Below are 13,935 nucleotides of genomic sequence, written 5' to 3'. Positions count from 1 at the left end.
GAACGCAGGTGCCACAGTCGGCGCCGCAGGGCTGAACCGCGGCACACCTCGGTCGGAGGTCACACCGCGGATCAGTGGATCAGCTGCTGCCGGCGCGGTACTTCCCTGCGCGGCGGCTCAGGCGGTCGGCCGCGGGCAGGTCCTTGGCCCGCGCGAGCTCGTACTCGATCGCCGTCGCCATCCGCTCACAGAAGGCGCGGCCCTCCTCGGCGGCGTCCGGCCGCTCGTCGACCACGTGGTCCACGACGCCTCGCTCCACGAGCGCGGCGATCTTCACGCCCTGGGACTCGGCCATCTCCGGTGCGCGGTCGACGGAACGGTGCACGATCGCGCTCGCGCCCTCGGGCGGCAGGGGCGAGAGCCAGGCGTGGTCCGCGGCGATGGTCCTGTCCGCCGGAAGCAGCGCCAGCGCCCCTCCCCCTGCGCCCTGACCGAGCAGCACGGAGACGGACGGCGATTCGAGCCCGATGAGGTCGTGCAGGGACCGCGCGATCTCCCCGGCCAGACCACCTTCCTCGGCGGCCTGCGAGAGGTCCGCGCCCGCGGTGTCGATGACGGTGAGCAGCGGCAGGCCGAGCTCCTCCGCGAGCTTCATGCCCCGGCGTGCCTCACGCAGCGACGCCGGGCCCATCACGGCGTCCCCGGGGCGTCGCGGGCGTTGATGGCCGAGGACGATGCACGGCTGGGCGCCGAAGCGCGCGAGGGCCAGCAGCAGCCCGGCGTCCTTCTCCCCCTGGCCCGTGCCGTTGAGCGGCAGCACGTCCTCGGCGCCGTGGGCGAGCAGGCGGCGGAGGTCCGGCCGCCGCCGGTTGCGTGAGATGAGGATGGACGACCACGCGTCGCCCGTTCCGGGTCTCATCGACGCCGTTGCGGGTTCCGCCGGGAGACCCGAGGGCTCGGCGAGCAGGACCGCGAGCGCCTTGTCCACGATGCCCGCGAGTTGCTCCGGCGGCACCACGGCGTCGATGAGGCCGTGCTCGAACAGGTTCTCCGCCGTCTGCACGCCCTCGGGGAAGGCCTCGCCGTACAGCGCCTCGTACACGCGTGGGCCGAGGAAGCCGAGGAGGGCGCCGGGTTCGGCGACGGTGACGTGGCCGAGGGAACCCCAGGACGCCATGACCCCGCCGGTGGTCGGGTGCCTCAGGTACACGAGGTACGGCAGCCCGGCCTGACGGTGGGCCCGGACGGCACCAGTGATGTCCACCATGGACAGGAAGGCGGGTGTGCCCTCCTGCATGCGGGTCCCGCCCGACGCCGGACCGGCCAGGAGTGGTAATCGCTCCGCCGTCGCGCGCTGCACGGCCGCGGTGATGCGGTGCGCCGCGGCGCTGCCGATGGACCCGGCGAGGAAGGTGAACTCCGAGACGATCACGGCCACCCGCCTGCCGTGGATCAGGCCTTCACCCGTGAGGACGGACTCGTCCGCGCCGCTCTTCTCGCGCGCCCGTCGGAGTTCGTCCGCGTAGCCCGCGCTCCCGTCGACGTCGGTGACCGGGGCGTCCCAGGAGGCGAAGGAGCCGGCGTCGAGCACCGTGCCGATCAGCTCCCGGGCGGTGAGGTGCCGGGCCGGTTCCGTCACGCCGCCGGCCCTCCGGGCGACTCGGCGAGCCACGCGCGGATGGCAGGCCCATCGCCGTCGAGCAGCGGAGGTGCGGCGTGCGTGGTCTGCGTGGTCTCCACCGCCCCGTCGAAGAAGCGCAACGGCGGACCGGGCAGTGCGATCTCGCCGAGGACAGGGTGCTGCACGTTCAGGAGCAGACCCTGAGAGAGCACCTGGTCCCACGCATAGACCTCGTCGAGCGAGCGCACCTTGCCGGCGGGGATCCCGGCCTCGTTGAGCTTGGCGAGCAAGGGCTCCGCCTCGAAAGCTGCGAAGGCGTCCTCGATGACACCGATCAGGACATCGCGGTGCCCCACGCGGTCGGCGTTCGTGGCGAACTCCGGCCGCCCCTCGATGCCGAACGTGCTGGAGAACGTGGCCCAGAGCTTCTCGCTGCCCACGCTGATCTGCACCTTCCCGCCGCGGCAGTTGAACAGCCCGTAGGGCGCGATGGACGGGTGGTGATTGCCCTGGGCCTGCGGGACCTCGCCCGCGACCGTGGCGCGGGTGCCCTGGAAGGCGTGGACACCGACGATGGCGGCGAGCAGGGAGGTCCGTACCACCTGGCCCTTGCCGGTCTGCTCGCGCTCGAGCAGAGCGGCGACGGCGCCGTACGCCCCGTACATGCCGGAGAGGAGATCGGCGATGGGCACGCCGACGCGCTGGGGATTCTCGGGGCCGGGGCCCGTGACGGACATGAGGCCGGCCTCGCCCTGGACGATCTGGTCGTACCCGCTGCGCTTCGCCTCGGGCCCGTCATGGCCGAAACCCGTGATGGAGAGGATCACCAGCCCGGGGTTGAGCGCGTGCATGGCTTCCGTCGAGAAGCCCAGCCGGTCGAGGACTCCCGGCCGGAAGTTCTCGACGACGACGTCCGCGCGGCGCAGCAGCTCGGTGAGGACCTGCTTGCCGTCGTCGCTCTTGAGATCCAGCGCGATGGATTCCTTGTTCCTGTTGCAGGACAGGAAATAGGTGGACTGGCGGTCCTCCTCCGGGCCGACGAACGGCGGACCCCAGCCGCGCGTGTCGTCGCCCGTGCCCGGCGTCTCGACCTTGATCACGCGAGCACCGAGATCCCCGAGCATCATGCCGGCGTGCGGTCCGGCGAGCGCGCGGCTGAGATCGACGACGAGTCGACCGGCGAGCGGTCCGGCCTGTGCGGTGGAAGTGGTCTCGGCGGTCATGGTTCCTCCGTGCGGTGGATCGTCGGTGCGTCTGCGTGGGCCTGCGTGGGGAGCTCGCCGGTCTAGAGCCAGCCGGGTACCACGAGGACGAGCCAGGCGATGATCGGTCCGGCCACCACAACGATGGCGCCGTAGCCGAGGATCTGCTTGTAGAAGCGGTCCTTGTCGGTACCCTCCGGCGCGTTCGCCAGCACCAGCGCACCGTTCGTCGAGAACGGCGAGACGTCCACGATGGTCGAGGACACCGCAAGTGCGCAGACCACGCCGACGGCACTCACCGCACCGGTCTCGAGGAACGGGATGGCGAGGGGGATCAGGGCCGCGAGGATGGCGGTCGAGGACGCGAACGCCGACACCACGGCGCCGATGTAGCAGATGAGGAGTGCGGCGAGCAGCGGCGCACCGAGGCTGGCGACGCCGTCGGACACGTAGGTGATGGTGCCGGCCTCCGTGAGCACGCCCACGAAGGTGAGCATGCCGCAGATGAGCAGCACGGTGGACCAGGCGATCTTGTTGACCGCACCGCTCTGGGCCTTCGGGGAGATGAGCGCGAGGATCACGGCGATCGTGATGGCGACGAATCCGACGTCGACCTTGAAGCCGAGGGCAATCACGGCGAGCGCGATCAGGCCGAGGATCGTGGCCGGCTGCGAGATGCGGTCCTCGCGTGACTTGGTGGCGACGATGCCGTCGCCCGCGGGATCGCGCGGTCCGTAGGTGCCGCTGCCCGTGCCCTTGTAGGCGACGTCGGCCTTGCGCATGCCGGGGCTCGCGTTGAAGCGGGCCTCCGCGGCCTCCTCGACGAACTGCCCCATGCGGGAGCTCATCAGCTTCCGCCCCCCGAGGACGATGAAGAGGACGACGGCGATCAGGAAGTTGAAGATGAAGCTGGAGAGGAACACCGCCAGGGGGCTCGACTCGAAGCCGGACTCGCCGACGATGTCGTTCACGATCACGCCGTACACGGCGATGGGCGAGAAGCCGCCCGCCTGGGCGCCGTGGACCACCATCATGCCCATGAGCAGCGGGGAGATCTTGTGCCGCGCGGCGAATCCGAGGGCCACGGGAGCCATGATGGCCACGGCGGCGGGGCCGAGCGCGCCGACCGCGGTGATGACGGCGGTGATCAGGAACATCACCCAGGGAATGAGTGCCACGCGGTTGCGGACGAGTTTGACGGCACCCTGCACGAGGAGGTCGATGGTCCCGTTGTTCTGTGCGATCGCGAACAGGTAGGTGACGCCCACCAGCGTGAGGAACAGGCCGCCGGGGAACTCGGCGATGATGTCGTCGGTGTCCATCCCGAGCACCAGGGCGCCGAGGACGAAGGCGCCGACGAACGCGAGCGCGCCCATGTTGATCGGGAGCAGGGTGGCTATCAGGAACATCGCCGCGAGGATGATGATCGACAGGAGTGGGGCGGACATCAGGATCCTCCGGCGGGAATGGGATGACGGTAAGGTGTGACCTGGCTAACAGGATCACTGGCCTAGCCTGTAGGAGACCCGGTGTGCGTGTCAACACTCCACCGGTAGCATGAGCCCACATCTACCCGAGGGGATCAGGATGACCGACGCCGCCAGTCCGACGCCGCTCGGCCGTGTCGCACGCCCCCGCCTGTACGAACAGCTCGTCGAGCAGCTCCTCGGCTACATCGAGGCGGCGAAGCTCCAGCCGGGCGATCTGCTTCCCGCCGAGCGGGACCTCGCCGAGCGGCTGGGCGTCTCCCGCGCCACCCTCGCCCAGGCCCTGGTGGCACTGGAGGTCCTCGGCGTCATCGACGTGCAGCACGGGACGGGTGCGGTCCTCCGGCACCGGGCCAGCGTGGCCAGCGTCATCAAAGGCCTTCGGGAGCACCGGAGCCGCCTGCCGGACATCGTCGAGGCGAGGAGCACGCTGGAGGTGAAGCTCGCAGCGCTGGCCGCGGAACGCCGCACCGATGCCGACCTCGCCGCGATCGACCACGCCCTCGAGACCATGCGGGCGGAGATCGAGGACGGCGACCGCGGAGCGCACGGCGACGAGCTCTTCCACCAGGCCGTCACCGCGGCCGCGCACTCGACCGTCATGGCGCAGCTCATGGCGTTCATCGGCGAGATGGTGTTGGAGACCCGCCTCGAATCCCTCGCGCAGCCCGGCCGGCCCGAGCAGTCCCTCACCTCGCACCGCTCCATCGCCGAGGCCATCCGCGCGCAGGACCCGGAGGCTGCGGGCGCCGCCATGCAGCAGCACATCGAACTCGTCTCGGACGTCGCGCTGCTGAAAGAGGCTTCCACCGGCTGATCCGCGTCGTCGTTCGTACCCCGCGTACGACGACGGCCGGCCCCCGTGGGGGCCGGCCGTCGTTTCCGATCGTTGGTGCTGTTTACGCCTCGGACGCCTGCGCGGCGAGGTTGCCGAGCGTCGTGTCCAGGGCCTCCTGGGGCACGGCCGGGAAGGTGATCATCTTCAGGATCTCCTTGTCCGTGACGGCGGACCAGTCGTAGGTCACCGTGACCTCGGTGGCCTCTGACCCTGAGGCCTCGAGGCGCCACACCCACTCCCACCCCGGGGGCTCCTGCCCGGCCGGTGCGGTCTTCCACGCGAGGAGCTTGTTCTCGTCGTAGCCCACCACGTGGTTGTCCGTCTGGTAATCGCCGCCCATCTTGTCCCACTGCTGGTTCATGGTGAACTTCTGGCCCACGGCGGTGATGCGGTCGGTCTTGCTGTCCGACTGCACCATGCCCGAGCCGTCCAGCTGCGCGTGCCGCGCGGGGTTCGAGAGGATCTGGAAGATCGCCGCTGCGGGGGCGTCGATCGTGCGGGTGGAGGAAATACGTGACTCTGTCATACGGCATTCTCCTTCTGGTTGTGGGCGACGGGTTTTACTTCGCGTCGTCCGGCGAAGATTCGTCGAGCGTCCAGCCGGTGATGGACTCGAGGTCCTTGCCGGCGTCGCGCGTGTACTGCCAGGCGCGCTGCCGCTGGTCCTGCAGGTCCTGCCGGAACCGCGCCTGCGTGGCTCCGAGGGTCGGCACGCGATCGATCACGTCCATGGCGAGCTGGAACCGGTCGATCTGGTTCAGCATCGCCATGTCGAACGGCGTGGTGGTGGTGCCTTCCTCCTTGTAGCCTCGCACATGCAGGTTGGCGTGATTGGTGCGGCGGTAGGTCAACCGGTGGATGAGCCACGGATAGCCGTGGTACGCGAACACCACGGGCTTCGACGTCGTGAACAACGTGTCGAAGTCACGCGCGGACAGGCCGTGCGGGTGCTCCGAGCTGTCCTGCAGGCGCATGAGGTCCACCACGTTCACCACGCGGATCTTCAGGCCCGGCACGGCGGCCCTCAGCAGTCCGGCCGCGGCCACCGCCTCCAGCGTGGGCACGTCGCCCGCGCACCCGAGGACGACGTCGGGCTCCACTCCCGGCTCCTCCGACCCCGCGAAGTCGAAGATGCCGATACCGCGCTTCACGTGGAGGTACGCCTCTTCGGGTCCGAGCCACGTGGGCGTGGGCTGCTTGCCGGTGACGATCACGTTGACGGTGTCCCGGGTCTGCAGGCAGTGCTCGGTCACGGCGAGCATCGTATTGGCGTCCGGCGGCAGGTACACCCTGATGATGTCCGCCTTCTTGTTCACCACGTGGTCGATGAATCCCGGGTCCTGGTGCGAGAACCCGTTGTGGTCCTGCTGCCACACGTGGCTGGAGAGCATGTAGGTGAAGGAGGAGATGGGCCGGCGCCACGAGAGCGTGCGGTGCACCTTGAGCCACTTCGCGAACTGGTTGAACATCGAGTCGACGATGTGCACGAAGGCCTCGTAGCAGGTGAACACGCCGTGGCGGCCGGTCAGCAGGTAGCCCTCGAGCCAGCCCTGGCAGAGGTGCTCGCTGAGCACCTCCATCACGCGACCCGAGCGCGCGAGGTGCTCGTCGACGTCCTCGATGCGCGGCTGCCACACCTTGTCCGTCACCTCGTACACCGCGGAGAGCCGGTTCGACGCCGTCTCGTCCGGCCCGAACAGGCGGAAGTTGTGCGGGTTCAGCTCGATGAGATCGCGCAGGTAGCCGCCCACGGTCATCATGGGGCTCACCTTCTCGGAACCGGGCCGTGCCACCTCGACGGCGTGGTCCGCGTAGGCGGGGAGCGCGAGATCGCGCAGCAGCCACCCGCCGTTGGCGTAGGGCGTCGCGCTCATCCGGAGGTCGCCGTCGGGCGCGAGCGCTGCGATCTCGGGGCGCAGCGAACCCTCCTCGGTGAACAGCGACGCCGGATCGTAGGAGCGCATCCATTCCTCGAGCTGGTGCAGGTGCTCGGGTCCCCCGCCGTGGATGTCGGTGAGGGGCACCTGGTGCGACCTCCACGTACCCTCGGTCTGCTTGCCGTCCACTGTGGCAGGCCCTGTCCAGCCCTTCGGCGAGCGCAGCACGATCATGGGCCAGCGCGCCGCCGCGGCGTCAGGTCCGGCGGCTGAGGTCCGCGCGGCCTCCTGGATCGCGTGGATGCCGTCCACGCAGTCGTCGAGCGCCGCGGCGAAGTCGCGGTGGGCCTCCTCCGTGGCGGACGGATCGAGCACGGTCACGAAACGCGGCTCGTACCCGTAGCCCTCCATGAGATGCCGCAGCTGCTCCTCGGGCATGCGCGCGAGCACGGTGGGGTTCGCGATCTTGTAGCCGTTGAGGTGCAGGATCGGCAGCACGGCGCCGTCCACCGCCGGGTCGAGGAAACTGTTGGAGTGCCAGCTGGTGGCCAGCGGCCCCGTCTCGGCCTCGCCGTCGCCCACCACCGCGGCGGCGATCAGCGTCGGGTTGTCGAACACGGCTCCGTAGGCATGCGCCAGCGTGTAGCCGAGCTCGCCGCCCTCGTGGATGGAGCCCGGGCTCTCGGGTGCCGCGTGCGAGGGGATGCCGCCGGGATAGCTGAACTGCTTGAAGAGCGCATTGAGGCCCGCGCCGTCCGAGCCGATGTGGCTGTACACCTCGGAGTAGGTGCCCTCGAGCCACGCATTGGCCACGTTCGCAGGACCTCCGTGGCCGGGCCCCGTCACGAACAGCATCTCCTGACGGCGCTCGGAGATCACCCGGTTGAGGTGGGTGTAGACGAAGTTGAGGCCGGGCGTGGTGCCCCAGTGGCCGAGCAGCCGCGCCTTCACGTCCTCACCCGTGAGCGGACGCGTCAGCAGCGCGTTGTCCCGCAGGTAGATCTGGCCGACGGACAGGTAGTTGGCCGCGCGCCACCAGGCGTCGAGCCCCTGAACATCCAGCGTTGTCATGTATGCCTCCTCGGTGATTCTTCTGTTTCCGGTCACGGCTTCTGTCTTAGGTCACGCCAACTCGACGACGACGTCGGACGGTGTCTTGTCCGGTCGCCATCCCCGCCACACCGGATGACGCAGCCGCCCCGACCCGGTGTGCTCGCTGTACTGCACCTCTCCCACGAGCGCCGGCCGCACCCAGTGGGCGTCGGACGCATCGGCGCTCGGCACGTCCGCCAGCGGCGCGGTCTTCCGGGCGAGCTTCTTCAGGCGCGCACCCGCCTCGGCAAGGTCCCGCTCCGTGAGCCCGGACCCCACGCGGCCCACGTACCGGAGGTCCACGCCGTCGGGCACGGCCACCAGCAGGGATCCGATGGTGGCGGACCGGTTGCCGCGTCCCGGCCGCCACCCCACCACCACCACCTCCTGCGTGTGCACGTGCTTGATCTTCACCCAGGAGGAGGATCTGGCGCCGGGCTGGTAGTCACTTGCCAGACGCTTGGCCATGATGCCTTCGAGGCCGAGCTGCCTGCTCGCCTCCACGGCTTCCTCGAGCGTCGCGTCGAGGGCGGGCGGCACCTGCACGTGGCCGTCCTCTGCGGGGTCCACCGCCCTCTCGAGGAGCTCCCGGCGCTGCCGATACTGGAGGCCCGTGAGGTCGTTGCCGTCGAGGTCCAGCAGGTCGAAGAGCATCAGCCGCACCGGGGTCACCCGCCGGGCGGCGTCGATCTCGGAGCTGTGGGTGAGCTTCATCCGCGTCTGCAGGAGCCCGAAGTCGGGGCGCCCCCTCGCGTCCAGCACCACGATCTCGCCGTCGAGGACGGCGCGGTCAGCACTCACGTGATCGGCCAGGTCTGAGAGCTCGGGGTAGGTGCCCGTGGTGTCGATGCCGTTGCGGCTCGCGAGTGTGACCTCGCCGTCGCGCACCGTGGCGATGCAGCGCACGCCGTCCCACTTCATCTCGTACGCCCAGTCCTCCGGATCGGGCAGGGTGACACCGGGCGCGAGCGTGGCCAGCATCGGGCGCACCGCATCGGCGACGCGCTTGCCGGTTGCCGCCCGGCGCCGATCGGGTGTGCGTCCGAATACCTCGGACGCCGGCGAGGCGCTCTCGGCCTGTGCCTCTGCCCCATCCATTCCGCTATCGGCATGAACGGGTGCGCCTCCCGTGTCGCCAGGTTCCCGTGAACCTGTGCCTTCCGCCTCTGCGGGCTGCTCCTTCATCAGGTGGATCAGCCAGTTGCTCTTGCCGGAGCGTCCGCCCCCGGTGTTGATCAGGGCGAACCGCCGGATCGCCGCGCCACCCTGCGCCAGGCCGCCGTCCGCCTTCCCGCGAAGGGTGCAGATGACCTCCTTGCCCTCACGCCACTTCTCCGCCTCGTAGGTGCCGGCGTCCCAGATCGTCACCTCGCCGCCGCCGTATTCCCCCTTGGGAATAGTTCCCTCGAAGCTGCCGTAGTCGAGGGGGTGGTCCTCGGTCTGCACGGCGAGGTTGTTCTTGTTCGGCGTGGTGGGCGGGCCCTTGGGGATGGCCCAGGAGACGAGGACACCGTCGCGCTCCAGCCGGAAGTCGTAGTGCAGGCGCCGCGCGTGGTGCTCCTGGATCACGAAGCTGTTGCCGCCGGTGGGACCCACGGCGTCCGGCACCGGCTCGGGGGTCCGGTCCGCATCACGCATGGCCCGGTAGGTGGAGAGGCGGTCCTGCGGAGCGGTACCGCCGTCGGGCCCGGGTAGGGGTGGGGTCGCCGGGGCGAGGATGTCCCCCAATGTGCCGATGCGCTCCACCACCGCGTGGTACTCGAGTTGCGCGAGGCCGTCCTCCGCAATCTCGTCCCAGGTCCGCGGTGCGGCGACCGTCGGTTCGAAGCGGCCGCGCAGGGAGTAGGGGCTCACCGTCGTCTTGTTCGCGTTGTTCTGGCTCCAGTCCACGAGGACCTTGCCGGACCGCAGGGCCTTCTTCATGTCGCTCACGGCGAGATCGGGGTGGTCGGCCTCCAGGGCGCGCGCCAGCTCGTGGGCGACGGCGGACACCTGCTCCGAGGTCTGCCGCCCGTCGAGCGCGCAGTAGAGGTGGATGCCCTTGGAGCCGCTGGTGACGGGGAACGGCTCCAGCCCCATGTCCTGCAGGATGGGCCGCGCCAGCAGGGCCACCTCCGCGCACTCGGCGAGCCCCGCACCCGGCCCCGGGTCGAGGTCCAGTACCAGCCGGTCCGCGTTGCCCTTGCCGCCGTCGGGCGCGAAGCGCCACTGCGGCGTGTGAATCTCGAGCGCCGCGATCTGCCCCAGCCAGGTGAGCGTCCCGAGGTCGTCCACCATCGGGTACACGTTGACGTGGTCCTTGTGCTGGATCCCGTTCCGCGGCACCCAGGCCGGGGCATTGTCATCGATGTTCTTCTGGAAGAACACCTGGCCCGGCTCCTCGGGCGTCCCCACGCCGTGCACCCAGCGCTTCCGGGTCACGGGCCGGTGCCCGGCGTGGAGGATCAGGTGCGGCGCCACCGCGGCGTAGTACGCGAGGACGTCGGCCTTCGTGGTGCCCGTGGCGGGGTAGAGCACCTTGTCGAGGTTCGTCAGGCGCAGCGTCCGGCCGTCCACGGTGACGGTCTGCTGCGTGGCCGTGCGAGGGGGCGCCATTCCTCTAGTCTTGACCGGATGCCCCGGGCGGTCCAGCACGGATCTGTCAGCGGCCGCCGAGTAGCTGGGACCGCCGAGCCGCCGCGAGCCGGGTCAGACCCCGAACTGCTCCCGGTACCGGGCCACGTAGGTGTCCCACAGGGATGGATCCTGCCCGAGGTTGCGCTTGTTCAGGAAGTCGTCGAGCCCGGCGATGGTGAGGTGCCATCCCGCGGCCATGGTGGCCGAGTGGCGCACGCTCCCGGGTGTGAGGAGCAGGACCAGCTGCGTGCCGTTGTCCGGGGTCCGTGCGAGCTCCCAGCGGAGGGCGTCCTTCTCCCACGTGTAGGCGAGCAGTGAGGGCCGCTCCGCCTCCAGCACGGTGCCGCGCAGGGGCTTCTGGTCGGCGTACGTGAAGAGGATCTCCTCGCCGGGACGCGGCTGGAACTCCATCTCGCACGGGAACCAGTACTTCAGCTTGTCGGCGTCCGTCAGGTGCTTCCACAGGACGGCCGGGGGGAAGGCGAACTGGAACTCCAGGCGGAGCACGGTCCCGCCGTCGTCGTTCGTGGTCCTGCTGACGATGGGTTCTACGGTCTCTGAAGTCACCGGGCAAGTCTAGAGGAGGCCTCTGGTCCGCCCACCGGGCGTGGTGTTCACTTGACCCATGAGAGCCATCTGGAAGGGTGCCGTCGCGTTCGGGCTGGTCAACGTGCCGGTCAAGGTCTACAGCGCCACGGAGGACCACGACATCTCGCTCCACCAGGTGCACGACCAGGACGGCGGCCGCATCCGCTACCAGCGCCGCTGCGAGATCTGCGGCGAGATCGTGGACTTCAAGAACATCGACAAGGCGTACGACGACGGCGAGCACACCGTGGTGCTCACCGACGAGGACCTCAAGTCGCTGCCGGTGGAGAAGAGCCGCGAGATCGACGTCGTCGAGTTCGTGCCGAGCGACCAGATCGACCCCATCATGTACGACCGCGCGTACTATCTCGAGCCGGACAGCACCTCCACCAAGGCGTACGTACTGCTCCGGCGGACCCTCCAGGAGACCGACCGCACGGCGATCGTCCAGTTCTCGCTCCGCCAGAAGAGCCGCCTCGCCGCGCTGCGGGTACGCGGCGACGTCCTCATGCTGCAGACCCTGCTCTGGGACGACGAGGTGCGCGAGGCCTCCTTCCCCGCCCTCGAGGAGAAGGTACGGATCTCCGCGAAGGAGAAGCAGATGTCGGCGGCCCTCGTGGACTCCTTCTCCACCGACTTCGACCCCGAGAACTTCACCGACGAGTACCAGGCGCAGCTCCGCACCCTGATCGACGCGAAGATCGAGAAGGGCGACACCATCGACACGGAGGAGACCTTCGGCAAGGGCGAGGAGGACGACGACGGCGACAACGTCCTCGACCTCATGGAGGCCCTGCGCCGCAGCGTAGAGAAGAACCGTGAGAAGAAGGCCGGCGCCACGAAGGATGCCGGCTCCTCCAAGAAGAAGGGGGCGTGATGGGTTTCTTCACCGACAGCCTGGGCCGCCAGACCATCGTCCAGACACCGAACGCCCCCATCCTCGGGTGGGCATTGCTCGGCGCGGCGTCCTACATGGCACTCGACGAGGCGAACAGGCAGCGCCTGCGCACCGCGAGTGCGGCATGTCTGGCGATCTGGGCGGCGCTCGAGGTCGTCTCGGGCCGGAGCGGCTTCCGGCGCAGCGCCGGCGCCCTCACGCTGTCCTGGCTGTTCCGCCGCACCTGAGCCGCACCTGAGCCGCACCCGGGCCGCTCCCTGCGCGGTCACCACCCCGCCCCGGCTCCGCGTCGTCGCTCGGTCCCGGCCTAGCGCCCCTCGAACACGTCCGGCACGCCGTCGTTGTCGGCGTCGACCTTCTCCTCCGCATCGAGCTCCCGGTAGCGCTTGTTGCGCGTCCGGAGCACGACGGCAGCCGCGAGCGCCGCGATGAGCGAACCGGCGAGGATGGCCACCTTCGCGTGGTCGTCGGCCGGTGTCCCCTGACCGAACGCGAGATCGCTGATGAGCAGCGAGACGGTGAAGCCGACACCGGCGAGCATGGCGACCCCGAGGATGTCCACCCATGCGAGGTCGGGATCGAGCGCCGCCTTGGTCGTCTTCGTGACCGCCACGGTGGCGAGCAGGATGCCGATGGGCTTGCCGAGCACGAGCGCCACGACGATGCCGATCGCGATCGGATCGGTGAAGGCGTTGACGAGCCCCTCGGCGCCACCGATGGCCACCCCGGCCGAGAAGAACGCGAACACGGGGACGGCGAACCCGGCGGAGAGTGGCCGCAGCCGGTGCTCGAGGGTGTCGGCGAGGCCGTCGGGGGCGACGTCGTGCGCCTGGGTGGGGCCGTCGTCGTCCTCGACGCCGATCGCGTAGACCTCGGCGTCGACGCCCTTCGGCAGCACCGGGATGGTGAAGCCGAGCAGCACGCCGGCCACCGTGGCGTGCACACCGGATTCGTGGACCAGGGCCCACACGGCGAAGGCGAGCGGCAGCAGGATCACCCAGGACGACCAGGACTTCCGCTGGAAGAACGTGGGGAACTTCTGCGCGAGGAACGCGTAGAGCGCCAGCGGTGCCAGCGCGATGAGCAGCGGCGAGACCTGGATGTCCTCCGAGTAGAAGAACGCGATGATCATGATGGCCAGGAGGTCGTCCACCACGGCGAGGGTGAGCAGGAAGATACGCAGCGCGCTCGGCAGGGAGGAGCCCACCACGGCGAGGACGGCGACGGCGAACGCGATGTCCGTCGCGGTGGGGATGGCCCAGCCGCGGAGGGCATCCGGCCCAGCGCTGAGCGTGATGGCCACGTAGATGAGGGCGGGGACGATCACGCCGCCGATCGCCGCTGCGACCGGCACCACCGCGCGGTCGAACTTCCTGAGGTCCCCGGCCACGAACTCGCGCTTGAGCTCGAGGCCGGCGAGGAAGAAGAAGAGGGCCAGCAGTCCGTCCGCCGCCCACGTGCCGACGCTCAGGTCCAGATGCCAGGGCTCGTAGCCGAAGGTGAAGTCGCGGACGGAGAAGTACGTGTCCGCGGCGGCACTGTTCGCGAGGATCAGGGCGAGGATGGTCGCGACGAGGAGCAGTGCGCCACCCACCGTCTCCTTGCGGAGGATAGTGGTGATGCGCAGGTGCTCGCGGTAGCTGCTGCGGGAGAAGACCGTCGAGCCGGTCCTGTGGTCATCCGGGTGATCTGTCATGTGCGTCCTTCGGTCGGGCATGCTCGAGTGAGCGCCGACCAGACTTCCCGGCTCACCAGAACCTCCAGCGTACCCGCAGA

The 13,935-nt window shown here is 69.6% G+C and carries 11 protein-coding genes; 3 read left to right on the top strand and 8 right to left on the bottom strand.

The genetic code is table 11. From position 1 onward, the window contains the following. Positions 1–79: 79 nt before the first annotated feature. From AC4D16_RS12850 to AC4D16_RS12840, 3 genes are all read right to left on the bottom strand, one after another. Positions 80–1,579: a carboxyl transferase domain-containing protein gene (locus AC4D16_RS12850; RefSeq protein ID WP_490955271.1), complete on the bottom strand. Its 1,500-nt coding sequence runs from the start codon at positions 1,577–1,579 to the stop codon at positions 80–82. Further along, positions 1,576–2,784 (bottom strand): CaiB/BaiF CoA transferase family protein, encoded by a 1,209-nt coding sequence (locus AC4D16_RS12845; protein WP_490949842.1) that lies wholly within the window; start codon positions 2,782–2,784, stop codon positions 1,576–1,578. The genes AC4D16_RS12850 and AC4D16_RS12845 overlap by 4 nt, the downstream gene beginning before the upstream one ends. A 62-nt stretch (positions 2,785–2,846) precedes the next feature. Then, positions 2,847–4,211 carry an SLC13 family permease gene (locus AC4D16_RS12840; RefSeq protein ID WP_490949843.1) on the bottom strand — a complete coding sequence of 455 codons (1,365 nt, stop codon included), beginning with the start codon at positions 4,209–4,211 and terminating at the stop codon, positions 2,847–2,849. A 139-nt stretch (positions 4,212–4,350) separates the two neighbouring features. Here AC4D16_RS12840 and AC4D16_RS12835 point away from each other — a divergent pair, with 139 nt between their 5' ends. Further along, positions 4,351–5,067, top strand: coding sequence for a FadR/GntR family transcriptional regulator (locus AC4D16_RS12835; RefSeq protein WP_490950124.1), 717 nt, complete (start codon positions 4,351–4,353; stop codon positions 5,065–5,067). An 82-nt stretch (positions 5,068–5,149) separates the two neighbouring features. Here the strand turns inward: AC4D16_RS12835 and AC4D16_RS12830 are convergent, their stop codons facing one another. The 4 genes from AC4D16_RS12830 to AC4D16_RS12815 form a co-directional block, all read right to left on the bottom strand. Next, on the bottom strand, positions 5,150–5,614 hold the full coding sequence (locus AC4D16_RS12830) for an SRPBCC family protein (RefSeq protein ID WP_490949844.1): 465 nt from the start codon (positions 5,612–5,614) through the stop codon (positions 5,150–5,152). Positions 5,615–5,648: 34 nt separating this feature from the next. Then, positions 5,649–8,036: a phosphoketolase family protein gene (locus tag AC4D16_RS12825; protein ID WP_490955270.1), complete on the bottom strand. Its 2,388-nt coding sequence runs from the start codon at positions 8,034–8,036 to the stop codon at positions 5,649–5,651. A 51-nt stretch (positions 8,037–8,087) separates the two neighbouring features. After that, positions 8,088–10,652, bottom strand: coding sequence for an ATP-dependent DNA ligase (locus tag AC4D16_RS12820; RefSeq protein ID WP_490955269.1), 2,565 nt, complete (start codon positions 10,650–10,652; stop codon positions 8,088–8,090). A gap of 93 nt (positions 10,653–10,745) precedes the next feature. Beyond that, positions 10,746–11,240, bottom strand: a complete 495-nt coding sequence (locus AC4D16_RS12815; RefSeq protein ID WP_490949847.1) for an SRPBCC domain-containing protein — start codon at positions 11,238–11,240, stop codon at positions 10,746–10,748. Positions 11,241–11,298: 58 nt separating this feature from the next. On the opposite strand from AC4D16_RS12815, the gene ku reads away from it, so the two are divergent. Then, positions 11,299–12,138 carry a non-homologous end joining protein Ku gene (ku, locus tag AC4D16_RS12810; protein WP_490955268.1) on the top strand — a complete coding sequence of 280 codons (840 nt, stop codon included), beginning with the start codon at positions 11,299–11,301 and terminating at the stop codon, positions 12,136–12,138. Beyond that, positions 12,138–12,386 (top strand): hypothetical protein, encoded by a 249-nt coding sequence (locus AC4D16_RS12805; RefSeq protein ID WP_490955267.1) that lies wholly within the window; start codon positions 12,138–12,140, stop codon positions 12,384–12,386. Before ku ends, AC4D16_RS12805 begins: the two co-directional genes overlap by 1 nt. 80 nt (positions 12,387–12,466) lie before the next feature. Here the strand turns inward: AC4D16_RS12805 and nhaA are convergent, their stop codons facing one another. Continuing rightward, positions 12,467–13,855: a Na+/H+ antiporter NhaA gene (gene nhaA / locus AC4D16_RS12800; RefSeq protein WP_490955266.1), complete on the bottom strand. Its 1,389-nt coding sequence runs from the start codon at positions 13,853–13,855 to the stop codon at positions 12,467–12,469. Positions 13,856–13,935: the final 80 nt, after the last annotated feature.

Source organism: Arthrobacter sp. TJ-236 (assembly GCF_058269235.1).
The sequence above is the reverse complement of the archived record's forward strand: the minus strand, read 5'-3'. Positions and strand labels throughout refer to the sequence as shown.